Source organism: Streptomyces sp. NBC_01235, assembly GCF_035989285.1.
GTDB lineage: Bacteria > Actinomycetota > Actinomycetes > Streptomycetales > Streptomycetaceae > Streptomyces.
In genome coordinates, this window is sequence record NZ_CP108513.1 from 3,408,296 (window position 1) to 3,429,607 (window position 21,312).

The 21,312-nt window shown below is 71.6% G+C and carries 19 protein-coding genes and 1 riboswitch; of the genes, 5 read left to right on the forward strand and 14 right to left on the reverse strand.

The genetic code is table 11. The annotated features are described in order from the left end of the window. Positions 1 to 51 precede the first annotated feature (51 nt). The 5 genes from OG289_RS14850 to OG289_RS14870 form a co-directional block, all read right to left on the reverse strand. On the reverse strand, positions 52 to 1,005 hold the full coding sequence (locus OG289_RS14850) for an ROK family glucokinase (protein WP_327314480.1): 954 nt from the start codon (positions 1,003 to 1,005) through the stop codon (positions 52 to 54). A 67-nt stretch (positions 1,006 to 1,072) separates the two neighbouring features. After that, on the reverse strand, positions 1,073 to 1,588 hold the full coding sequence (locus OG289_RS14855; RefSeq protein ID WP_327314481.1) for a DUF5304 domain-containing protein: 516 nt from the start codon (positions 1,586 to 1,588) through the stop codon (positions 1,073 to 1,075). 81 nt (positions 1,589 to 1,669) lie between these two features. Beyond that, a complete protein-coding gene (locus tag OG289_RS14860) occupies positions 1,670 to 2,845 on the reverse strand; it encodes an ArsA family ATPase (protein ID WP_327314482.1) in 1,176 nt (391 codons plus the stop codon). 161 nt (positions 2,846 to 3,006) lie between these two features. Then, the gene (locus OG289_RS14865) at positions 3,007 to 3,450 is read right to left on the reverse strand and encodes an SRPBCC family protein (RefSeq protein ID WP_327314483.1); all 444 of its coding nucleotides are present in this window, start codon (positions 3,448 to 3,450) and stop codon (positions 3,007 to 3,009) included. Between the two features lie 147 nt (positions 3,451 to 3,597). Then, positions 3,598 to 4,353 (reverse strand): metallophosphoesterase family protein, encoded by a 756-nt coding sequence (locus OG289_RS14870; protein ID WP_327320677.1) that lies wholly within the window; start codon positions 4,351 to 4,353, stop codon positions 3,598 to 3,600. Positions 4,354 to 4,721: 368 nt separating this feature from the next. On the opposite strand from OG289_RS14870, the gene OG289_RS14875 reads away from it, so the two are divergent. Beyond that, positions 4,722 to 6,518 carry an AMP-dependent synthetase/ligase gene (locus OG289_RS14875; RefSeq protein ID WP_327314484.1) on the forward strand — a complete coding sequence of 599 codons (1,797 nt, stop codon included), beginning with the start codon at positions 4,722 to 4,724 and terminating at the stop codon, positions 6,516 to 6,518. A gap of 35 nt (positions 6,519 to 6,553) precedes the next feature. On the opposite strand, the gene OG289_RS14880 is transcribed toward OG289_RS14875, so the two are convergent. Beyond that, positions 6,554 to 8,140 (reverse strand): GMC oxidoreductase, encoded by a 1,587-nt coding sequence (locus OG289_RS14880; RefSeq protein WP_327320678.1) that lies wholly within the window; start codon positions 8,138 to 8,140, stop codon positions 6,554 to 6,556. Between the two features lie 104 nt (positions 8,141 to 8,244). Continuing rightward, a complete protein-coding gene (locus tag OG289_RS14885; RefSeq protein WP_327314485.1) occupies positions 8,245 to 9,387 on the reverse strand; it encodes a glycosyltransferase family 4 protein in 1,143 nt (380 codons plus the stop codon). 134 nt (positions 9,388 to 9,521) lie between these two features. Between OG289_RS14885 and OG289_RS14890 the strand changes: the two genes are divergently transcribed. Then, positions 9,522 to 10,760 carry a glycosyltransferase family 87 protein gene (locus OG289_RS14890; protein ID WP_327314486.1) on the forward strand — a complete coding sequence of 413 codons (1,239 nt, stop codon included), beginning with the start codon at positions 9,522 to 9,524 and terminating at the stop codon, positions 10,758 to 10,760. Here the strand turns inward: OG289_RS14890 and OG289_RS14895 are convergent. Further along, positions 10,721 to 12,052 carry an MATE family efflux transporter gene (locus OG289_RS14895; protein WP_327320679.1) on the reverse strand — a complete coding sequence of 444 codons (1,332 nt, stop codon included), beginning with the start codon at positions 12,050 to 12,052 and terminating at the stop codon, positions 10,721 to 10,723. The two genes, OG289_RS14890 and OG289_RS14895, sit on opposite strands and share 40 nt — an antisense overlap. Positions 12,053 to 12,152: 100 nt before the next feature. On the opposite strand from OG289_RS14895, the gene OG289_RS14900 reads away from it, so the two are divergent. Beyond that, the gene (locus OG289_RS14900) at positions 12,153 to 12,683 is read left to right on the forward strand and encodes a PadR family transcriptional regulator (RefSeq protein WP_327314487.1); all 531 of its coding nucleotides are present in this window, start codon (positions 12,153 to 12,155) and stop codon (positions 12,681 to 12,683) included. Here OG289_RS14900 and OG289_RS14905 read toward each other — a convergent pair. From OG289_RS14905 to OG289_RS14925, 5 genes are all read right to left on the reverse strand, one after another. Continuing rightward, positions 12,671 to 13,873, reverse strand: a complete 1,203-nt coding sequence (locus tag OG289_RS14905; RefSeq protein ID WP_327314488.1) for a hypothetical protein — start codon at positions 13,871 to 13,873, stop codon at positions 12,671 to 12,673. The two genes, OG289_RS14900 and OG289_RS14905, sit on opposite strands and share 13 nt — an antisense overlap. A 39-nt stretch (positions 13,874 to 13,912) precedes the next feature. Next, positions 13,913 to 14,926 carry a C40 family peptidase gene (locus tag OG289_RS14910; RefSeq protein ID WP_327314489.1) on the reverse strand — a complete coding sequence of 338 codons (1,014 nt, stop codon included), beginning with the start codon at positions 14,924 to 14,926 and terminating at the stop codon, positions 13,913 to 13,915. A 430-nt stretch (positions 14,927 to 15,356) separates the two neighbouring features. Further along, on the reverse strand, positions 15,357 to 16,397 hold the full coding sequence (locus OG289_RS14915; protein WP_327314490.1) for a C40 family peptidase: 1,041 nt from the start codon (positions 16,395 to 16,397) through the stop codon (positions 15,357 to 15,359). A 210-nt stretch (positions 16,398 to 16,607) separates the two neighbouring features. Further along, positions 16,608 to 17,951, reverse strand: a complete 1,344-nt coding sequence (locus OG289_RS14920; protein WP_327314491.1) for an NYN domain-containing protein — start codon at positions 17,949 to 17,951, stop codon at positions 16,608 to 16,610. 37 nt (positions 17,952 to 17,988) lie between these two features. Then, the gene (locus OG289_RS14925) at positions 17,989 to 18,228 is read right to left on the reverse strand and encodes a hypothetical protein (protein WP_327314492.1); all 240 of its coding nucleotides are present in this window, start codon (positions 18,226 to 18,228) and stop codon (positions 17,989 to 17,991) included. A gap of 183 nt (positions 18,229 to 18,411) precedes the next feature. Between OG289_RS14925 and OG289_RS14930 the strand changes: the two genes are divergently transcribed. Together OG289_RS14930 and OG289_RS14935 are read left to right on the forward strand one after the other, a co-directional pair. Further along, the gene (locus tag OG289_RS14930) at positions 18,412 to 19,239 is read left to right on the forward strand and encodes a rhomboid family intramembrane serine protease (RefSeq protein WP_327314493.1); all 828 of its coding nucleotides are present in this window, start codon (positions 18,412 to 18,414) and stop codon (positions 19,237 to 19,239) included. 42 nt (positions 19,240 to 19,281) lie between these two features. Continuing rightward, positions 19,282 to 19,563, forward strand: a complete 282-nt coding sequence (locus tag OG289_RS14935; RefSeq protein WP_327314494.1) for an Lrp/AsnC family transcriptional regulator — start codon at positions 19,282 to 19,284, stop codon at positions 19,561 to 19,563. A 33-nt stretch (positions 19,564 to 19,596) separates the two neighbouring features. On the opposite strand, the gene OG289_RS14940 is transcribed toward OG289_RS14935, so the two are convergent. Next, the gene (locus OG289_RS14940) at positions 19,597 to 20,958 is read right to left on the reverse strand and encodes an aminotransferase class V-fold PLP-dependent enzyme (RefSeq protein WP_327314495.1); all 1,362 of its coding nucleotides are present in this window, start codon (positions 20,956 to 20,958) and stop codon (positions 19,597 to 19,599) included. A 165-nt stretch (positions 20,959 to 21,123) separates the two neighbouring features. Further along, positions 21,124 to 21,240, reverse strand: a riboswitch (SAM riboswitch). Between the last annotated feature and the right edge of the window lie 72 nt (positions 21,241 to 21,312).

Sequence of the window (21,312 nt, forward strand, 5' to 3'; positions counted from 1 at the left end):
CGGAGCCGCATGTTTGTCCAGCCTCGCGCCCCTGAGCAGGCACAGTGAACGTCACATGATCGGATCGGGCTCTCTCGCCAGGTCCGCCGCGCCGACCAGGCCCGCCTCGTTGCCGAGCCGGGCGGCGATCACGTCGGCCACCGGGCGCCAGTTGCCGCCGACCAGCCAGCGCTTGTAGGACTTGCGGATCGGGTCCAGGACCAGCTCGCCCTCGTCGGAGAGGCCGCCGCCGACGATGAAGGCGGACGGGTCGAAGAGGGAGGCCAGGTCGGCGAGGCCGGCGCCGGCCCAGCGGGCGAGCTCGCGGTAGGAGTCGACGGCGACCGGGTCGCCCTGGCGGGCGGCCATGGAGATGTGCTTGCCCTCTATGCCCTCGGGGCTGCCGTCGCCCAGGCCGAGCAGGATCTCGGCGTTCTCCGGGGTGGCGTTGGCGCGCTGCTTGGCGTAGCGCACGAGGGCGCGGCCGGAGGCGTACTGCTCCCAGCAGCCCTGCGAGCCGCAGCCGCACAGCAGGCCGTCCGGCACCATGCGGATGTGGCCGAACTCGGCGGCGACGCCGAAGTGGCCGCGGCGCAGCTTGTTGCCGATGATGATGCCGCCGCCGAGGCCGGTGCCGAGGGTGATGCAGATGACGTTGCGGTGGCCCTTGCCTGCGCCGAACTTGTACTCGCCCCACGCGGCCGCGTTGGCGTCGTTCTCGACCACGACGGGGAGGCCCACGCGGGCCTCGACCTTCTCCTTCAGCGGCTCCTGGCGCCAGTCGATGTTGGGCGCGAAGTAGACCGTCGAGCGCTGACGGTTGACGTATCCGGCGGCACCGATGCCCACGCCGACGATCTCATGCCCGGCGCGCGCGCCCTCCACCGCCGAGGCGATGGCGTCCACGATGCCCTCCGGCGTGCCCGGGGTCGGCACCTTGTGGGTCGAGAGGATGTTGCCTTCCTCGTCGACCACACCGGCCGCGATCTTCGTGCCGCCGATGTCGACGCCGATGGTGAGTCCCATGAATCCCTCAGTTTCGGTCGAGCCCCGCTACGGCCAACCGTACCCGAGGCCCTGCCCTGGGAGGGCCTCAGTCCAAGTCGATGCGCTGGCCGGGGCCGCTGTCGTCGCCGCCGTCACGGCCCGGGCGGCGGGGGTCGTCGCGCGGGTCGCTCGCTCCGGTCGTCCAGCGTCGTTCCTGGGTCTGGACGGCCGAGCGGTAGGCGGCGAGGAGTTCGGTGCCTGCTGCCGCGAGGTGGTCGAAGACGTCCGGGTTGCGCTCGATGACGGGCTCCACGGCTGCCTTGGCCTGCTGGACGACCTGGCGGACCACCTGCTGGGCGGCGGGTCCGGCAACCGCCCCGAGCAGCGGGGACTGGATCGACGACAGCTTCTCGCCGACCGCGTCGACGAGCCTGCGCAGTTCCTCGGCGGCCGAGCCCTGGGGCGGGCCGTACTCGGCGCGGCGGCGGGCCTTCTCCGCCGCGAGGTCCTCGGCGGCGGCGGTGGCCCAGGCGTCGGCGTCGCTGGCGCGGGGCTCGTCGTCGACGGGCTGTGTCCCGGCGGGCTCCCCGGCGGCGTCGGGCGTGGGGCGCTCTTCGCTCATGGCGGACTCCTGACGACTCCTGGTGGACGACGCCTGATGACGGCTCGTCTCTACGACGTTACCCGAACGGCGGTACGTCGTTCATCGTGCCTGCGGCCACAGCCCGGGATCGGGCGCGAACCGCACGCACAGCTCACCGTCGCGCAGGGCGGCGCCGTCGACGGTGCAGCGGCGCAGGACGGAGGGCAGCGGGACGATACGGCGGAACGGTCCGGCGGTGACGACGAGTTCGTCGCCGCGGCGGACGAGGTCGAGCTCGTCGCGTATGGCGCCGGGCAGCGGGAGGTGCCAGACGAGCACGCCGTCCTGTGCGAGCCGGTCGGCGACGGACCACTCGACCGGGGAGGCCACCGGGTTGACGGCGGGCATCGCGAGGGCGGCGAGGTCGTCGGCGCCGCGGGGGTCGTGCCCGAGGTGGGCGACGGGGCGGGCCGTCTCGCCCCACTCCCCCAGGGCCTTGTGCTGTTGGGTGACGAGCCGGCCGAGCCGTTCGTGGTCGGCGACCGCCTCCGGCAGGACGCGGTTGGCGACGAGGGACTCGACGGGCAGGGCGCGCAGGGCGAGGCCGAGGCGCGCGTCGCGGACGGCGTCGGCGCCGGCCGGTCCCGGCTCGGCGACGAGGCGGACGGCGGTGTCGCGCTCGGCGAGAACGGCCTCGACGGCGGCCAGCTCCAGGTCCCATCGGGCGGTCGTCTCGTACAGCCACTCGGCGGGCATCGGCACGCCGGCGAGCCGGCCGAGCATGGGCCGCAGGGCGCGGGCGGCCTGCCGTTCCGGCGGGAGCAGGCGGCGCAGGTAGCGGCGCAGCTCCTCCGGGAGGGCCAGCAGGGCGAGGGCCTGCGGGACGGGCGGCAGGTCGACGACGAGGAGTTCATGACGGTCCTCGCCCTCGGCGAGGGCGGCGTCCCGCAGCGCTCGCAGGAGGGTGAGCTCCTCGGCGCCCGGGAGGGGGGTGACCTCCTCCGGGTCGAGCCGGGAGGCGCCGAGCAGGTCGAGGACGGTGGTGGCGCGGTCCTGGAAGCCGGTCAGGTCGTCCCGGAAGCCGGCCGTCGCGTCGGGACGCCAGGCCGTGAGATACGGGGTGACCCTTACGGGGCTCGCCCCGGTCCGCACCCCCAGTGCCGCGCCGAGGGTGTCGGTGCGGTCGGCACTGAGGACGAGGGTGCGAGTGCCTCCGGCGGCTGCGTGGTGTGCGGTGGCGGCCGCGATCGTCGTACGGCCGCTGCCGCCGGGGCCGGTGATCAGGAGGGTGCGCATGGGGGTGAACGGTACCTGTCGTGCCGTGCTGGGGGCTGCGCCCCCAGACCCCCCTATCGGCCCTGAAGGGGCCCCGTCCTCAAGCTCCCCCGGAGGGGGCACCCTGACGGGCTGATGGCGCGCCCGACCGTGCCCGAGGAAGGAACCGAAGAAGGAACCGCCTACTTCTCCCCCGACTCCACGCGCTTCTTCAGTCCCGCCAGCGCCCGGTCGATGATGACCTTCTCGGCCTTGCGCTTGATCATGCCCAGCATGGGGATCTTGACGTCCACGGTCAGCTGGTAGGTGACCTCGGTCGCGCCCGCGCCGGCCGGCTTGAGGAGGTAGGAGCCGTCGAGCTGGCGCAGCATCTGGGACTTCACCAGGGTCCAGGACACCTCGTGCTCGCCGGCCCAGGTGTAACCGAGGACCTGGTCGTCCTTGATGGCGCCGGCGTCCATGACCAGGCGGACCTGTTCGGCGCGGCCCTGCTCGTCCGTTTCGAGGACCTCGGCCTGCTTCACCTCTCCGGTCCAGTCCGGGTAGCGGGCGAAGTCGGCGATCACCGCCATGACGTCGGCCGGTGCCGCCTCGATCGTGATGCTCGAGCTGGTGTGTTCCGCCATCGCGGTGGCTCCTCCAGATGCGGGCCGGTACGTGTGTGCAGCGTGAAGGCTACCGCGCGCCCGACCAGCCGCCTTCACCCGGAGTCAAGTCCCTGTCAGCGGACTGTCGGATCACCGCTCCGATCACCGCTCCGGTCACCCCTCCGATCACCACTCCAGCGCCCACGGCTTCCCGCTCCCGGCGAAGTGCCCCACGTTGACGCACTCGGTCGCCCCGATCCGCATCCGGCGGGCGAGCGGCTGGTGGACGTGGCCGAAGAGCGAGTAGCGGGGCCGGGTGCGTCGGATGGCGTCCAGCAGGGCACGGCTGCCCCGTTCGAAGCGGCGGGCCACGGTGTCGTAGACCAGTTCCGGCACCTCGGGCGGGATGTGGCTGCACAGCACGTCGACCTCGCCGACGGCCTCGATCTTCGCCGCGTACTCCTCGTCGCTGATCTCGTACGGGGTGCGCATGGGCGTCCGCAGGCCGCCGCCGACGAAGCCGAAGACGCGGCCGCCGATCTCCACCCGCTCCCCGTCCAGGACGGTCGTGCCCGGTCCGGCGAACTCGGGCCACAACTGCGGGATGTCGACGTTGCCGTAGGTCGCGTACGTCGGGGTCGGGAACGCCGTGAACATCTCGGCGTACTGCTTGCGGACCGCCTTCTCGATGAGTGCGGTCCGGTCGCCGCCGACGCCGCCCCACAAACGGGCGCCGAGCTCGCGGGCCTCCTCGAAGCGGCGGGCGGTGCGCAGTTCGACGATGAGGTCGGCGTTCTCCACGCCGAAGAGGTCGGGGAAGATGCCGCGGGAGTGGTCGGCGTAGTCCAGGAACAGCACCAGGTCGCCCAGACAGATCAGCGCGTCCGCGCCTTCTCCGGCCCGGGCCAGGTCGCGCGCGTTGCCGTGCACGTCGCTGACCACGTGAATGCGTGTTCTGTGGTTTCCGGACGGTGTGGATGCCATGTCGATCAAGGGTAGGCGTGTGCGGCATACGTGAACAGTGGCGGCCCGGATACCGGTTACTGGCCAGTCAGTAAAGCGGTGGACTACTGTCAGCCGGGAAACACCAATCTGTGTGACGCAGCGAACATCTCGTCGGACCCCCCTGTCGAAGAGGCCATACCGGCGGGTAACGTCCGGGCAGTCCAGTCGTGCTCGGGATTTCAACCACCGAGATCCACGGGGATCCTCCGAGATCCACCGAGATACCTGAGCACAGCCCGAGCCTTGGACCGCACCGTCGCATCGCACAACGTCGTGGCGCCGGCGCCCTATGAGGAGCAGCAGTCTTGCGCGAGTTCAGCCTTCCGGCTTTGTACGAGGTCCCTGCGGACGGCAATCTGACCGACATCGTCCGCAGAAACGCCGCGCAGCATCCCGACGTCGCCGTCATCGCCCGCAAGGTGGGCGGCGTCTGGCAGGACGTGACGGCCACGGCGTTCCTGGCCGAGGTGCACGCCGCCGCCAAGGGCCTCATCGCCTCCGGCGTCCAGCCCGGCGACCGGGTCGGCCTGATGTCGCGCACCCGCTACGAGTGGACGCTGCTCGACTTCGCGATCTGGTGCGCGGGCGCGGTCACCGTGCCGGTGTACGAGACCAGCTCCGCCGAGCAGGTGCAGTGGATCCTCTCCGACTCGGGCGCGACCGCGATCGTCGTCGAGCTGGACAACCACGCGGCGGCCGTCGAGTCGGTCCGTGACTCGCTGCCTGCGCTCAAGCACGTCTGGCAGATCGAGGCCGGGGGTGTCGAGGAGCTCGGGCGGCTCGGCAAGGACGTCTCCGACAGGGCCGTCGAGGAGCGCAGCTCGCAGGCCAAGGCGGACGACCCGGCGACCATCGTGTACACGTCCGGTACGACCGGCCGGCCCAAGGGCTGTGTGCTCACCCACCGCAGCTTCTTCGCCGAGTGCGGAAACGTTGTGGAACGCCTGCGGCCCCTGTTCCGCACGGGTGAGTGCAGCGTGCTGCTCTTCCTGCCGCTCGCGCACGTCTTCGGCCGACTGGTGCAGATCGCCCCGATGATGGCGCCGATCAAGCTGGGCACGGTCCCGGACATCAAGAACCTCACCGACGAGCTGGCGGCCTTCCGGCCCACGCTGATCCTGGGCGTGCCGCGGGTCTTCGAGAAGGTCTACAACTCGGCGCGCGCCAAGGCGCAGGCGGACGGAAAGGGCGCGATCTTCGACAAGGCGGCGGACACCGCGATCGCGTACAGCAAGGCGCTGGAGCTCCCGGCGGGCCCGCCCCTCGGCCTGAAGATCAAGCACAAGGTCTTCGACCGGCTGGTCTACAGCAAGCTGCGCGCGGTCCTCGGCGGCAAGGGCGAGTACGCGATCTCCGGCGGCGCTCCGCTGGGCGAGCGCCTCGGTCACTTCTTCCGCGGCATCGGCTTCACCGTCCTGGAGGGCTACGGCCTGACGGAGTCCTGCGCGGCCACCGCGTTCAACCCGTGGGACCGGCAGAAGATCGGCACGGTCGGCCAGCCGCTGCCCGGCTCGGTGGTGCGGATCGCGGACGACGGCGAGGTGCTGCTGCACGGCGAGCACCTGTTCAAGGAGTACTGGAACAACCCGGGCGCGACCGCCGAGGCGCTGGCCGACGGCTGGTTCCACACCGGTGACATCGGCACCCTCGACGAGGACGGCTACCTCCGCATCACCGGCCGCAAGAAGGAGATCATCGTCACCGCGGGCGGCAAGAACGTCGCCCCGGCCGTGATCGAGGACCGCATCCGCGCGCACGCGCTGGTCGCGGAGTGCATGGTGGTGGGCGACGGGCGGCCGTTCGTGGGCGCGCTGGTCACCCTCGACGAGGAGTTCCTGGGCCGCTGGGCCGCCGACCACGGCAAGCCGGCGGGTGCGACCGCGGCGTCGCTGCGCGACGACGCCGACCTGCAGGCCGCCATCCAGTCGGCGATCGACGACGGCAACGCCGCGGTCTCGAAGGCGGAATCGGTGCGGAAGTTCCGCATTCTCTCCTCCCAGTTCACGGAGGACTCGGGCCATCTCACGCCGTCGCTGAAGCTCAAGCGCAACGTCGTGGCGAAGGACTACGCGGGCGAGATCGAGGCGATCTACGCCAAGTAGGGCGAACTACGACCAGTAGTACGCGGGTTGTCGGTTCATGGCGCGGTGTCCTCGGCGAGGACCCGCGCCATGGTGCGTTCGGCGAGCGCGGTGATCGTGACGAACGGGTTCACCCCGATGTTGCCGGGCACCAGTGAGCCGTCGGTGACGTACAGCTTCGAATACCCCTTCACCCGGCCGTAGTTGTCGGTCGCCTTCCCCAACACGCAGCCGCCGAGCGGGTGGTAGGTGAAGTCGTCGGCGAAGACCTTGTTGCCGGAACCGAAGAGGTCGTACCGGTAGATGGTGGAGTTCGCCGAGTTGATCCGGTCGAACAGCTTCTTCGCCATGCCGACGGAGACGGCGCTCTGCGCGGCGCTCCAGCCGAGCTTCACCCCGCCGGAGGAGGCGTCGTACGTGAACGCCGCCCGCTGCGGGTTCTTGGTGATCGCCAGGTAGAGGCTGACCCAGTGTTCGAGTCCCGTGGGCAGCGGGGCGATCTCCGCGAAGACGGGGTTGGCGGTGTTGGCCCAGTCGTCGATGCCCATCACCGGCATGGTCGACTGGTTGGCGCCGACGGTGTCCCACAGGTGGTTGGCCCGCCCGAGCATGACGTTCCCGTTGGTCCCCCAGCCCGCGCCGACGGATCCGTCCAGCGCGGGCAGGGTGCCCGTGTCCCTCGCCCGGACGAGGAGTTCGCTGGTCCCGAGGCTGCCGCCGCCGAGGAAGAGGTAGGTGCAGCCGTACTGCTTGGTCTCGACGACCTTGCCGGTGTCGTCGATGCGGTCGGCGGTGAGAACGTACGTCCCGTCGCTCGCCCGGCTGATCCCGCGCACCTTCTCCAGGGTGTGGATCGTGACGTTGCCGGTGCCGAGCGCCGACGCCAGATACGTCTTGTCCAGGCTCCTCTTGCCGTAGTTGTTGCCGTAGATGACCTCCTGTCCGAGGGCCGACCTGGTGGCCGTACCGGCGGCCTCGCGCTGCATGTAGCCGAAGTCGTAGACGCTGGGCACGAAGGTGGTCCTCAGGCCGGTGTTCGCCGCGTGCTTCCGGGAGACACGCGTGAACTGGTACCACTCGGTCGACTCGAACCAGGCGGGGTCGACGGTGTTGACGCCGAGCATGGCGCGGGCGCGCGGGAAGTACGTGGAGTACATCTCGCTCGCGTCGACGGTGGGGAACTGTTCGGCGAAGTAGGACTGGAGCGGGGTGACCGCCATCGAGCCGTTGACCAGGGAGCCGCCGCCGACCCCGCGGCCCACGAAGACGGACATGTTGTCGAAGTGCACCCGGTCCAGGACACCGGGATAGAGGCTGATGTCCTTGTTGACGACGTCCAGCCACAGGAACGTGGCCAGGGGCGCCTCGGTGCGGGTGCGGAACCACATGGACCGCTGGTCGGGGTTGGCGGTGTTGCAGAAGACCTTGCCGTCGGCACCGGCCGTGTTCCACAACCGGCCCATCTCCAGGACGAGGGTGCGGATGCCGGCCTGGCCGAGGCGCAGGGCGGCGACGGCGGCACCGTAGCCGGAGCCGACGACGATGGCGGGGGCGGATTCGACCGCGGCGGGCTCGGCCGCCTGGGCCGACTGGAGTCCTACGCGGGTGAAGCCGAGGGTGGCCGCCGTCTGGAGGGCGGCCATACCAAGGATTTGACGTCTCGTCAGCTGACGCTGCATCAGTTTGGCTGTCATGTGCGCAGCATCAGCGGATTTTCGTGCTCCGCCTAGAGCAAAGGGGGAAAAGTCTAGAGCAATGTTTTCAGCTGCTCCGCGAGCAGGTCCCAGCGCCACCGCTCCTCGACCCACTGGCGCCCCCGCTCCCCCATCCGGCGGCGCAGCTCTGCGTCCCCGAGGAGGACGACGATCCGCTCGGCGGCCTCGGCCGACGAGCCGCCCCGCACGACCCACCCCGTCTCCCCGTCGAGCACGGCGTCGGGCGCGCCGCCGGAGTCCCCGGCGACGACGGGCAGACCGGTCGCGGACGCCTCCAGGTAGACGATCCCGAGCCCCTCGACGTCCAGCCCGCCGCGCCGCGTCCGGCAGGGCATCGCGAAGACGTCCCCGGCGCCGTAGTGCGCGGGCAGCTCGGCCCAGGGCACGGACCCGGTGAACCGCACCGAACCCGCCACCCCGCTCTCGTGGGCGAGCCTGCGCAGGTCCTTCTCGTACGGGCCGCCCCCGACGATCAGCAGGACCGTCTCCGGTTCGGCGGCCAGGATCCGGGGCATGGCGAGGATCAGCGTGTCCTGGCCCTTGCGCGGCACCAGCCGCGAGACGCACACGACCACCGGCCGGTCGGTCAGTCCGAGCCGCGCGCGCACCTCGTCGCCGCCCGAGCCCGGGTGGAAGGTCTTCTCGTCGACGCCCGGCGGCAACTGCACCATCCGGGCGGCGGCCTCGGCGCTCAGCGCGGTCGCGATCCGCGAGCGCGTGTACTCGCCGAGGTAGGTGATCGTGTCCGTGGCCTCACCGATCCGGCCCAGGAGCTGCCGGGCGACGGGCAACTGCGCCCACCCGGCCTCGTGCCCGTGCGTCGTCGCCACCAGCCGCTCGGCGCCCGCCTTGCGCAGCGCCGGCGCCATCAGCCCGAGCGGCGCGGCCGCCCCGAACCACACCGACGTGCACCCGTGCTCCCGCAGCAGCCCGACGGCCCGCCGGGTCGCCCCGGGCGTCGGCAGCAGCATCGTCGTGGAGTCCCGTACGACGGTGAAGGGCTGCTCGGCGTCGAAGGCGGCCGTCGCCTCGACGCCCTCGCGGGAACGTTTCCAGGTGGACGCGTAGACGACGAGACGGTCGGGGTCGAGCCGGAGCGCCATGTTGTGCAGGAACGCCTGGATACCGCCCGGGCGGGGCGGAAAGTCGTTCGTCACGATCAGGGTCTTGTGCATCGCAGCCGACCTTATCCAAATGCCCTTCACAGCCGCGCGGGGCGGCGGCTCACAGCCCGGCGGGAGATCATGTGACCCACGAACCCCCGAAGGCGCAGGCGAACGAGCGACCGCACAGGAACGGACGGCCACCGGTGGAGACAACGGACGCGACGCGGCCCCTGACGTGTCTGCTGACGACCTGGGGCGTGACCCGGCTCGGACTGCTGCTCTTCGTCTTCAAGGTGGCCCTCTTCCCCGGCCCGGACGTCACGACCGACGTCTCCGTCATCTACCAGGGCTGGTACGAGGTCCTGCGCACCGGTGCGTTCCCGGCGGCCGACGTCACCTGGCAGTACCCGCCCGCCGCCGCCCTCGCGATCCTCTCCCCCGGTCTGCTGCCCTTCCTCGACTACGCGTCGGCCTTCTTCGTCCTGGCCTTCCTCGCCGACCTCGCCGTCCTCATGCTGCTGCTGAACACGGGCCTGCGCCCCGGCCGGTCCCCGCGCGGCGCCTGGATGTGGGTGGCGGGTCTCCCACTGCTCGGCCCCACCGTCTACTCCCGCTACGACGTCATGGTGACGGCCGTCGCGGTCGCCGCGCTGCTCGCGGGTGCCCGGCGCCCCCGTCTGATGGGGGCGCTGACGGGCTTCGCGGCGCTGCTGAAGGTGTGGCCGGTGCTGCTGCTGGCGGGCGCGGTGCGCAGGCGGGCCTGGGCCGCGGCGGTGGTGACCGTCGGCGCCCTGTCCGGGCTGTTCGCCCTCGCCATGCCCGGCGCCTTCGCCTTCCTCACCTTCCAGCGCGACCGGGGCACCGAGGTGGAGTCGACGGGCGCCCTCGCCCTGCATGTGGCCCGGCAGTTCGGCTGGCAGGGCGAGGTGCTGCTCAACTACGGCTCGCTGGAGTTCCTCGGCCCGTACGTGGGCGTCGTGAGCGATGTCGCCCTGGGGCTGACCGCGGTCGCGTTCGGCTGGCTGCTGCTGTGGCGGCTGGCGGCGAGACGCTTCGCGCCACGCACGCTCGCGGAGGCGGCCTTCACGGCGGTCCTGCTGTTCACCGTGACCAGCCGGGTGATCAGCCCCCAGTACCTGATCTGGCTGATCGGCCTCGCGGCGGTCTGCCTGTGCTTCCGCGCCAGCCGCATGACCCTGCCCGCCGCCCTGGTCCTGGCCGCGTCGTTCGTGACGGTGCTGGAGTTCCCGATCCTGTTCGCGGACGTCGTGGAAAGCACCCCCCTCGGCGTCACCCTCATGTTCCTGCGCAACGGCCTCCTGGTCGCCGCCACGCTCACCGCGGCCGTACGGCTCTGGCGCTCGACGGTGCCGAAGCCCACCGCCCCCGACCCCCTCCCCGATCAGGTCACCCGCGCCAACGAGCCCGCCGTCTCCCCCTGACGTTCCCGCCGCGCCCGCCGCAGCACCACCACGCCCACCGCCGCGCACTGCGCCCCCATCGCGAGCGCCAGCGCCAGACACACTCCCGGCAGCCCGAACCCCGACAGCCCGAACGCCAGGGGCAGCTGGACGGCCGTACCGAGCAGGGTCACCCGCAGCAGCACCGGCGCTCCCCCGCTTCCCTCGAAGACCCCGCCCAGCGCGATGAACCCGGCCATGAGCAGCAGATACGGCCCGACGCAGCGCAGGAACAGCGCACCCTCGCGGGCCACGCCGGGCCCGGCGCCGAAGGCGGCCATGATCCAGGGGCCGGCGACGAGGAGCAGCACCGCCGCCACGAGCCCGACGCTCCCGGAGAGCAGCACGGCCTGCCGCCCGATCGCCCGCCGTTCGTCCCTGCCCTCGCCCCGGGTGTGCGCGGTGTGGATGGAGGCGGCCTGGCGGACGGCGTAGAAGGCCATCGTCGCCACGTACATGACCTTGTAGGCGATGGCGTACGCGGCCACGGCCGTCACCCCGAGCCGCGCCACCACGGCGACCAGCCCGAGCGCCCCGGCCTGGCGCACGGTGAAGTCGGCGGACATCGGCAGCCCGGTCGCCAGGGTCCGCCGCAGCGAGGCGCCGGTGGAGAGCGTCGGCGTGGCCCGGGCGGCCGTCCGCAGCAGGGCGTTCCGGCGCAGGGCGAGCAGCCCGGCCCCGAGGGCCACGCTCCGGCACAGCACCGTGGAGGCGGCGGCGCCCCGGACGCCGTGGAGGTGGATGAACAGCGGGTCGCAGACCAGGATCAGACCGCCTGCGAGCAGGGCCAGACGCATCGGGGTCCTGGTGTCGCCGGTGCCCTTGAGGATGCCGTCGACGAGTTGCTGGGCGAAGAAGACGGCGATGCCCGGCATCGAGATCGCGAAGTAGGAGACGGCGAGCGGGAGTGCCGGGCCGCCGTCGCCACCGAGGACCAGCCGGGACAGTGGCTCGCGCAGGAGGTATCCGCCGACGGCGACGACGGGCGTGACCACCGCGCACAGCGCCCAGCCGCCCCGTACGGCCGCGCGCACGTCCCCCGGGTCCCGGGCTCCCCTGGCGTGCGCGACCAGCACGGTCGTCCCGGAGGCGAAGACCAGCGCGACGCCGAGCAGCACGTTCTCGGCGTTGGTGGCGACCGCGACGGCGGCGACCGCGGGTCCGCCGAGCCGGGACACCCAGACGGTGTTGACGATCCCGGCGGCGACGGAGGCGAGGAGTGAGAAGTACACGGGGTGGGCGAGCGACACGAGCTGCTTGCGATGACTGTTCAGGTGGCTGTTCACGACGACGATCCCCTCGAAACGAGCTACCTCTAATCGAGGTAGCTCGATAAGAGGTAGCATGGCGTCATCGCGTCCGCAAGGGAGGACCATGCTCGAGCTGTCGATCCTCGGCTTCCTCGCCGAAGAGCCCCTGCACGGGTACGAGTTGAAGGAGCGCATCAAGGCGTTGACCGGTCACGTCCGCCCGGTCAGCGACGGCGCGCTCTATCCGGCGATCGCCCGTCTCGTCACCGCCGGCAAGCTCGACCAGCGCATGGCGGACGGCGCGAGCGCGGCCCCCCGCCGGGTGCTCTCCCTCACCGACGCGGGCCGCGAGGACCTGCTGGAACGGCTCCGTCATCCCAGGCAGGCCGAGATCACGGACCACGTCCGCTTCAACACCGTCCTCGCGTTCCTGCGGCACCTGCCCGACCGCCGGGAGCAGACCGCCGTGCTCCGCCGCCGCCTGGACTTCCTTCAGACGCCCGCGAGCTTCTTCTACGCGGACGGCGAACCCGTGCGGGCGGAGCAGGCCGAGGACCTGTTCCGGCAGGGCATGCTGCGGGTCGCGCGGGCGACGGGCGAGGCCGAGCGGGCGTGGCTCAGGGAGGCCATCGAGGTGCTGACTCAGGCGAGCTGATCCCGCAGATACGCCCGCCAGTCCGCCGTGAACCGCGGCAGGGACGTGCCCAGCACGCTCTTCAGCGCGCCCTCCACCGCCCCCGGCCGCTCCTTGTACTCCCCCACGGCCCGGTAGAACGCGTCCAGCTTCACCTCGCCCCACCGCGCGGCGATCATCCGGCAGGCCAGCCAGCCGCCCTCGTACGCCGTGGCCAGCCGGCTCGCGTCACCGGAGAAGCCGAAGTCGCCGTCGGTGGGCAGCGCCGCCGGGACGGTCCCGCCGGTGACGGCGTGCTGGAGCTCCGGGGCGGCCTCGGCGGGGGTGCGGCCGGTGTCGCGGTAGCCGACCCAGTCGGCGTAGCCCTCGGACAGCCACAGCGGGGTGGCGGCGTTGGTGTGGGCGCGGGTGGCGACATGGGTGGTCTCGTGGGTGAGGACCACCTGCCGTCCGACCCGGCCGAGCATGCCGTACGCGTCGGGGTTGACGATGACCCGGTCCGCGGGCGCCTTCGACCCGCCGCCCGTCTCGCCCGTCGTCACCGCGGCGATCCCCCGATAGGAGGAGGCGGGCGAGCCGAGCAGCCCCGCCATGCCCTCCAGCGAGTTCGGTACGAGGACGACGACGCGCCCGGCCCAGTCGGTACCCCAGGCCGCCGACACCGCCGGGACGGCGTCGTCGGCCAGATCCGCGAAGGACCGCAGGCGTTCGCCGGACTGTCCGACCCCCAGCACCAGGCTGTGCGTTCCCCGGACGACGCTCACCGTGCCCTGGTCCCACAGCTGCTCGCCGGTCTTCTCCGCGGGCTTCTCGGAGATCACCGACCACTGCCCGTCCCCGTCCCGGGTCAGGCTCAGGGTGCGGTTCGCGATCACCGGGGCCCTGTCGTAGCCGTCGACCCGATAGCTCAGCTCGGCGTCGGCGGTGGCGGAGTCGCCGTCCCGGTGGACGGCCGTCACGCGGTACGACCACGCCGCCAACGGGACGGCCCGCACGGCGGCGTACCCGGCCGCGGTGCCGGTGGCCGCGTAGGCGCTCTCGTCATGGCCGAGGACCGCGGCGGCCCGCCGGTCGAGAACCCGCTGCACATCGGCCTTCGCGCCGTCCGTCGCGGGGCGCCCGCCGCAGGCGACCAGGGAGACGAACAGCGAGGCGAGCAGCAGCCAGAGCCCCGGTACCGGGGATCCGCGCGCCCGCCTTCGACCAGCCATCCTCCCGATCGTACGGTGGCGGCCCCGCGCGAGCCGCGGTCAGGGCCTGGTGACGGAGGAGACCGGCATCATCCCGACCGGGTCGTAGCGCACGGGCGCGCCCGGGTGGGGGGCGTGGATGACCTGGCCGTTGCCGACGTACATGCCGACATGGCTGGCGTCGGAGCGGTAGGTGACGATGTCGCCGGGCCGGGCCTGGGACAGCGGGACCCGTCGCCCGGCGTGCGCCTGGGCCTGCGAGGTGCGCGGCAGGGAGACGCCGGCGTGCGCGTACGACCACTGCATGAGGCCCGAACAGTCGAAGCCGGAGGGGCCGTTGGCGCCCCAGACGTACGGTCTGCCGAGCGCGGAGCGGACGGCGGCCAGGGCGGCGGCCGCGCGGCCGGACGCCGGGACGGCACCGGAGAGGTCGGGCATGCCCTCGCGGCCGGAGCGGGAGGCCCGGTCGTAGGCGGCGCGGTCCGCGGACGGCAGGGAGTTGAGCAACTGCCGTGCCCTGGCGAGCTTCTGCTCCACGGTCCGCTTGTGGCTCGCGACGGCCTTGCGGCTCTTCTCCAGCTCGGCGAGCTTGCGGGCGGCCTCGGCGCGCTCCTGGGCGAGCTCGCGCATGGCGCCCTGGAGTTCGCTGAGTTCACCGGCCTGGTGGGTGGTGATCCGGTCCAGGACGGACGCCTTGTCGAGGTAGTCCTCCGGGTCGTCGGAGAACAGCAGCGCCAGGGAGGGGTCGAGGCCGCCGGAGCGGTACTGGGCGCCGGCCAGCGAACCGAGCTGCTCGCGCAGGCCGTTGATGCGCTCCTGCTGGCGGGCGATGTGGTCCTGGGCGTTGCCAACCTGTTTGCGGAGTGTGCCGGCGCGTTCGTCGGCCTTGTTGTAGGCCTCGGTGGCTTTCTCGACCTCCTCGTAGAGACGGTCCACCTCGGCGCGGGTGTGGTCGTGCGGCGCGGCCGTGGCCGGTACGGCGCCGAGTGCGGCGGCCGCGACGGACAGCACGCTCAGGGCGCTCACGGCGCCCCGGTCGAACCCGGACTGTGCAAGGCGGCGATGGGACCCCACGGGAAGCCGCGCTCCTTCCAATTGGCGGACGCCACCGGTCTCCCCCGGGCCGGGGGAAACGCGGCAGACATTGACGCCCTCTCCAGCCCGAGGGCAGGAGATTCTGGTCCGCACCGCTTCGCGATGCCACCACGGGTTCCTGTTTCACAGGCCGCCGCCGACCCATGAGGGCTGGTCTTACGTGGCCTCCGCAGGCGTGACTTTCCGCCCGTCCGGCGGTAGGTCCGACAACTTCCGTCGAAGGACGCGGCGATGCTAGCCCCGCGGCGGGGGGTCGGCCAAAGACGTCGACGCGCACACACAGTGACGCCCCGCCGCTGACGCAGGTCACCGGCGGGGCGTGGGGTCACTTCCCGTCGTCATGATTCGCCCGTTCGGGCGGGGTGATGTCCTGATCTTGAAGTTGATCAGCGACTGATCCCGGAGTGGATCAGACCCGGACGCCGAACATGAACGGTCCGCCGATCGTGCTCATCGACTCGTAGCGCACGACGGTCCCGGTGCGCGGGGCGTGGATGATCTGGCCGTTGCCCGCGTACAGACCGACGTGGTGCAGGTCGCTGAAGAAGAACACCAGGTCGCCGACCTTGAGGTCGCTCTGCGAGTAGATGCGCGTCCCGATGTTGGCCTGCGCCTGCGAGGTCCGCGGGATACCGACACCGGCCTGCGCGTAGGCCCAGGAGGTGAGGCCCGAGCAGTCGTACGAGGCGGTGCCGGTGGCGCCGTAGTAGTAGGGCTTGCCGAGCTGGCTCTGCGCGGCCTGGAAGGCGGCCATGGCCCGGCCGGAGCCGGTGGGGGCGTCGCCGAGGTCGACACGCCCACCGGAGTCCCGGCTGGCGCGGGCGTCGGCGGCGGCGAGGTCCGCCCTCTCCTTGGCCGTCAGCGTGTTGAGGAGCTTGCGCGCCTCGGTGAGCTTGGCCTGCACCGTCTTCTTCTGCTTGGCCAGTTCGGTGCGGGTCGAGGCGAGGTCCTTGAGCTTGCCGGCGGCCTCGGCGCGCTCCTGGGCGAGCTCGCGCTGCTTCTCCTGGATCTTCTTCAGCGCCTCGACCTGCTGGGCGCTCAGCTGGTCGGCGGCCGACGCCTTGTCCAGGAAGTCGTCCGGGTTCGAGGAGAGGAGGAGCTGCAGGGAGGAATCTATGGACCCGGTGCGGTACTGGGCGGCGGCCGCCAGACCCATGGAGTCGCGCAGCTCGTTGAGATCCGCCTGCCCCCGGGCCACGTTGTCCTGGATGGTGGAGATCTCCTTCTGGAGCTTCTCCTGCTTCTCCTCGGCCCCGTTGAGCTTCTCGGTGGCCTGCTCCTGCTCTTCGTAGAGCTTGTCGACCTTGGCCTTGACCTCGTCCTTGCTGAGCTTCTCACTGGGCGCCGCGTTGGCGGCCTGCGAGCTCAGTACGACGGCAGCGGCGGCTGCGGTGGTCAGCACGGTCACGCGCGCACGACTCGGCTGCTTCGGTCGACGGTGGGACGCCACGGAGACGGGCTCCTTCTTTTGAGTGATCACCCGTGTGGAGATTCGAGCCCCGACCTTAGTGACCTCGCCGTGATCAGTTCAAATCCTCAGACGAAAAAACTCATCACGCACCGCAGTTTTTTCACACAACTCACGTGCGGTGATCTGCGATTGACACTACGTTGCGTGACGATTAGGCCAATTCAGGCATTAAACCAGCAACTTCGACCTTCAGGACAGTCGCTTCAGAAGTACCGCGGAAGCCACCGGCCGGGCGCCCGCCTTCGCGACCCCGTCGGCCACCTCACGGTCGGTGGAGGCGACGATGACCGGCCGACCGGGCGGCTCGGCCCGCACCAGCTGACGGATCAGCTCGTCGGCCGTGACACCCGGCTTGGAGAACAGCACCCGCACCCCGCGCGGCGGCGCCAGCAGCACCGGAGCGGCGAGTTCGGCCCCGTCGAAGACGCAGGTGACCTCGGCGCCGGTCTGCGCGGCGAGCTGCGAGAGCTGCCCGAGCAGCCTGAGCCGCTGCTTCTCCAGCGGCATCTGCGGATAGCCGGTCTTGGTGACGTTGTAGCCGTCGACGACGAGATGCGCCTGGGGCAGCGCGAGGAGCTGGTCGAGAATGGCCGGATCATGCTCGGACAGGGCGCGGGCGGCGATGTCCTTCGGGGTCATCCGGCCCGGCTCGACCGCGTCGACGGTCTCCGCCGGCCGCACCGACACCGGCGGCAGCGCCAGTTCCCTCCGCAGCCCCTGGGTAGCGTCGAGCACGGTGTCCAGCAGCAGCCGCACCCGCATGTCCTCGACGCTGCGGCCCTCGCGGGCCGCCCGCCGGGTTGCCTCCAGGGTGGCCTCCACCTCGCCGAGCCGCGCCTTGAGCCGCCGGCTCTCGCTCTCGGCGGCGGACACCTGGGTCTGCCCCTCGGCACGCAGGGTCTCCATCTCGCCCTGCGCCTTGCGCAGCGCGGCCTCGCCGCGCTTGACGTCGCTGAGGGCCGAACGCAGCTTGCGGTGAAGCGATTCGGCCTCCTTCTTCGCCGCGTCCAGTTCTGCTCGCAGCCGCTCGGTCTCCGCCCGGGTCTGCTCACGGGCCCGGTCGAGCTCCTCGCGCAGCCGCTCCAGCTCGGCCCGGGTCTCCTCGTCGGCGCGTTCGGCGTCCGCCCGCTGGGCCTCCTCGCCGGCCGCGGTGACCAGCTTCACCCAGCCCGTGGGCCGCAGCACATAGGCCGCGGCCGCCACGTCGAGCGGGTCCGCGGCCGGGGTCGGCGAGCCGGAGTCGAGGGCGCCGGAGAGTTCCGGCTGGGTCTCTCTGAACTTCTCGGCGATGCGTTGCCGGAAGAGCGGATCGGTCTCCAGCGCGGCCGCCATCGCGTTGCCCGCGAACTTGGCCCGCCGGTTCGGCGCGAACCGGGCGTACTGCCGCAACTGGGCGGGCAGTTCGCCGACGGTCAGCCCGCCGAAGCCGTCGGAGACGATCGTGACGACCCTGCGCCGCACGCCGTCCGGCAGCGGACGGTCGAGCATCTCGGCGGCGCCGTCGCCCGGCCCCCCGCCTGCGCTCTCCACCATCCGTCACACCCCAATACCTGTGCGGGGCCGCCTCCCGTCAGGAGCCGGCGCCCGGCCGATCGACGAGTTCCACCTGGTCCACGGCGTTGCACCAGCGGCACCGCACCGACTCGATGGTCTCATTGACCACCTCGCGCTCCTCGACCTCCGGCTCGCCCGCGAGGTCGAGGTGCACGTACTCGACGACCTTCGACGAGCGCGTCACGTCGAACCGCGTGAGGTTGCCGCAGAGCGTGCAGCGCCACCGCGTCGTGGCGGTCGGCAGGGGAACCGTCATCGTGACTTTCCGCTTCCTTCTAGTGTGGTGCTTCCGTCGTGCCACCAGTGTCCGGGTCGGGCCGGAGGCTCCCCCGTACATGTGGCTCGTAACCCTACGGCCTGGCGGGTACTCGCCGCCCGTCCGTCCACGGCGGCGAGGCGATCTGTGCCGATGCGCCCCATTACGACATGCTCTGTTTTCATGATCGGCAACTGGAGCGGAACCGTCCGCAGAGCCCTCCGCACCCCCTCGGCGCCGGTGACCTACGGACTGATCACCCTGTGCTGTCTGATCTTCGTGATCGGCCCGGCCTCGGGCCTCGATCCGGCGTACGGCTCCGGTGACGAACTGCTGGCCGCGCAACGGTCCTATTTCCGCCGCTGGGGTGTCGTGCCCGCCGAACTCTTCCAGGGCTCGGCGCGGGCGGCCCTGACCCCCGTCACGGCTCTCTTCGTGCACGGCAGCTGGGTGCACCTGCTGGGCAACATGCTGTTCCTGTACGTCTTCGGGGCGATGACCGAGGACCGGATGGGCCGCGTCGAGTTCACGCTCTTCTACCTCGGCTGCGGCTACCTGGCCCTGCTGGGCTACGCCGCCGCCAACGCCGACTCCTCGCAGTCCCTGGTCGGCGCCTCCGGGGCGATCTCCGCGGTCCTCGGCGCGTTTCTGTACCTGTTTCCCCGAGCGCGGGTGACCAGTCTCCTGCCGTTCCTGTTCTTCCTGCCGCTGCGCTTCCCCGCGTGGGTCGTACTGCCCTTCTGGGCGGCCCTCCAGTGGGTGGCGGCGCGGCAGGCCGCCCAGGGGCCGGGGGTGGCGTATCTGGCGCACATGGTGGGCTTCGGCCTGGGGCTCGTCTACGCGTGGGCCCGCTTCGGAGACAAGAAGGGCCCGAAGGGCGGCCTTGGAAGGGCGGTGGTGGGAGACGGGCGGGCGACCGCTGCGCCTTCCCGGGGGACGCGGCATCCGACAGCGGCTCCGCCGCGGACCGGACCTCCGGCAGAGAAAACGGGCCGACTGGACCGCGAGTAGGGTGAGAGCCCCAGCTCCGGCCCCCGAGGGAGAGAACCAGCCGTGATCACCGCGATCGTCCTCATCAAGACCAGCGTGGACCGGATCCCCGAGATCGCCGAGCGGATCGCCTCGCTGGAATCCGTGAGCGAGGTCTTCTCCGTCACGGGGACCTACGACCTGATCGCCATGGTGCGGGTGAAGCAGCACGAGGACCTCGCGGAGGTCATCCCCGGCAGCATCAGCAAGATTCCCGGGGTGGAGGCGACGGACACCCACGTCGCCTTCCGCACCTACTCGCAGCACGACCTGGAGGCGGCGTTCGCCATCGGGCTGGACTCCTGACCGACCGAACACCGCCTCCGGCGCGGCAACCGCCTACACCGCCGGGACGCAGCGGCCGTCCTCCGTCCGGTACTGCCACCGCGCGCCGTCGGCCACCAGTTCCCGTACCGCGTTGACGAAGCGCTCCACGTGCTCGTCGGGGGTGCCGGCGCCGAAGCTCACCCGGATCGCGTTGAGGGACTTCTCTCCGGGGGCCGCCTCGGGGGCGCCGCACTCGCCCGGGGTCTGCGGGTCGCCACCCAGGAGGGTGCGGACCAGCGGGTGGGCGCAGAAGAGGCCGTCGCGGACGCCGATGCCGTACTCGGCGGAGAGAGCCGCGGCGAAGTGGGAGCTGTTCCAGCCCTCGACGACGAAGGAGATCACGCCGACCCGCGGGGCGTCGTCGCCGAACAGCGACAGGATCCGCACCCCCGGGACCTCGGCGAGGCCGGTGCGCACCTTCTCGATCAGGTACCGCTCGCGGGCCACCAGCGTGTCGAAGCCCGCCTCCGTCAGCGCCTTGCACGCCGAGGCGATGGAGTAGGCGCCGATCACGTTCGGGGAGCCGGCCTCGTGGCGGGCCGCGCCCTCGTGCCACTCCACGTCCACTCCCCCGTCCTCGCTCCGCGTCACCTTGCGGCTGGCGCCGCCGCCCGCGAGGTACGGGTCGGCCGCGACCAGCCAGTCGGCGCGGCCGGCCAGGACGCCGGAGCCGAAGGGGGCGTACAGCTTGTGGCCGGAGAAGGCGATCCAGTCGACGTCCAGGTCACGGACGGAGACCGGGTGGTGCGGGGCCAGCTGGGCGGCGTCCAGCACGATGCGGGCGCCGTGCGCATGGGCGGCCGCCGCGAGCTCCCGTACCGGCCACAGCTCGCCGGTGACGTTCGAGGCGCCGGTCACGCAGACCAGGGCCGGGCCGTACGGGTCGCGCTCGGCGAGGGCGCGCTCCAGGGTCTCGACGGCCTGGCGCGGGGTGCGCGGGGCGTCGAGGCAGGTGACCCGGGCGTCCTGCCAGGGCAGCAGCGAGGCGTGGTGCTCGGTCTCGAAGACGAAGACCTGGCAGTCGGCGGGGAGGGCCCGCGCCAGCAGGTTGAGGGAGTCCGTCGTCGAGCGGGTGAAGATCAGCTGGTCGTCGGAGCGGCAGTCGAGGAACTCGGTGACCGTCCTGCGGGCGTTCTCGAAGAGGTCCGTGGACAGCTGGGAGAGGTAGCCGGCCCCTCGGTGGACGCTGCCGTAGTACGGGGCGTAGGCCGCCACGTCGTCCCAGACGCGCTGGAGGGCCGGGGTGCTGGCCGCGTAGTCCAGCGCCGCGTAGGTGACCTCGCCGCCGGTCACGAGCGGGACGGTGACATCCCGTCCCAGAACGGGCAGCGGGGCACAAACGGTCTGGGCGACGGCCGTGGTGGAGACAGACATGGGGAACTCCCGTGAGAGGAAAGGGGTAACCGCCGTGCGAGCGGGTGTGGCTCCAGCACGGAGGAAGGCGAAACGGGGTACGCGGAGGCGGGGCTCTACGCCCTATCGCATTCGCTTGCTCACGGAAGGCTCCCTCGAACGACCAGGACCCCTGGTTTCGAGAGGGGCCCGCGCTTGCCGTAGACCTCACTGCCTACGGCCTGGTCTTCACCCGGGGCACCCCGCCACGGACGGAGGGTTGCCGGACAGTCGGCCGGGGCCTCATGACTGTCACTCATGACCTGGTGCAAAAACGTACGTGAAGTGATCGCGGTCCCGCAACCCGTGTCCGGATCGCGGGACCCCGCCACCGAC

Bases quoted from the DNA above. Each gene is read 5' to 3' on its own strand.
- OG289_RS14850 (WP_327314480.1), bottom strand. From the start codon at position 1,005: ATGGGACTCACCATCGGCGTCGACATCGGCGGCACGAAGATCGCGGCC.
- OG289_RS14855 (WP_327314481.1), bottom strand. From the start codon at position 1,588: ATGAGCGAAGAGCGCCCCACGCCCGACGCCGCCGGGGAGCCCGCCGGG.
- OG289_RS14860 (WP_327314482.1), bottom strand. From the start codon at position 2,845: ATGCGCACCCTCCTGATCACCGGCCCCGGCGGCAGCGGCCGTACGACG.
- OG289_RS14865 (WP_327314483.1), bottom strand. From the start codon at position 3,450: ATGGCGGAACACACCAGCTCGAGCATCACGATCGAGGCGGCACCGGCC.
- OG289_RS14880 (WP_327320678.1), bottom strand. From the start codon at position 8,140: ATGGCCGCCCTCCAGACGGCGGCCACCCTCGGCTTCACCCGCGTAGGA.
- OG289_RS14885 (WP_327314485.1), bottom strand. From the start codon at position 9,387: ATGCACAAGACCCTGATCGTGACGAACGACTTTCCGCCCCGCCCGGGC.
- OG289_RS14900 (WP_327314487.1), top strand. From the start codon at position 12,153: ATGCTCGAGCTGTCGATCCTCGGCTTCCTCGCCGAAGAGCCCCTGCAC.
- OG289_RS14905 (WP_327314488.1), bottom strand. From the start codon at position 13,873: ATGGCTGGTCGAAGGCGGGCGCGCGGATCCCCGGTACCGGGGCTCTGG.
- OG289_RS14920 (WP_327314491.1), bottom strand. From the start codon at position 17,951: ATGGTGGAGAGCGCAGGCGGGGGGCCGGGCGACGGCGCCGCCGAGATG.
- OG289_RS14925 (WP_327314492.1), bottom strand. From the start codon at position 18,228: ATGACGGTTCCCCTGCCGACCGCCACGACGCGGTGGCGCTGCACGCTC.
- OG289_RS14930 (WP_327314493.1), top strand. From the start codon at position 18,412: ATGATCGGCAACTGGAGCGGAACCGTCCGCAGAGCCCTCCGCACCCCC.
- OG289_RS14940 (WP_327314495.1), bottom strand. From the start codon at position 20,958: ATGTCTGTCTCCACCACGGCCGTCGCCCAGACCGTTTGTGCCCCGCTG.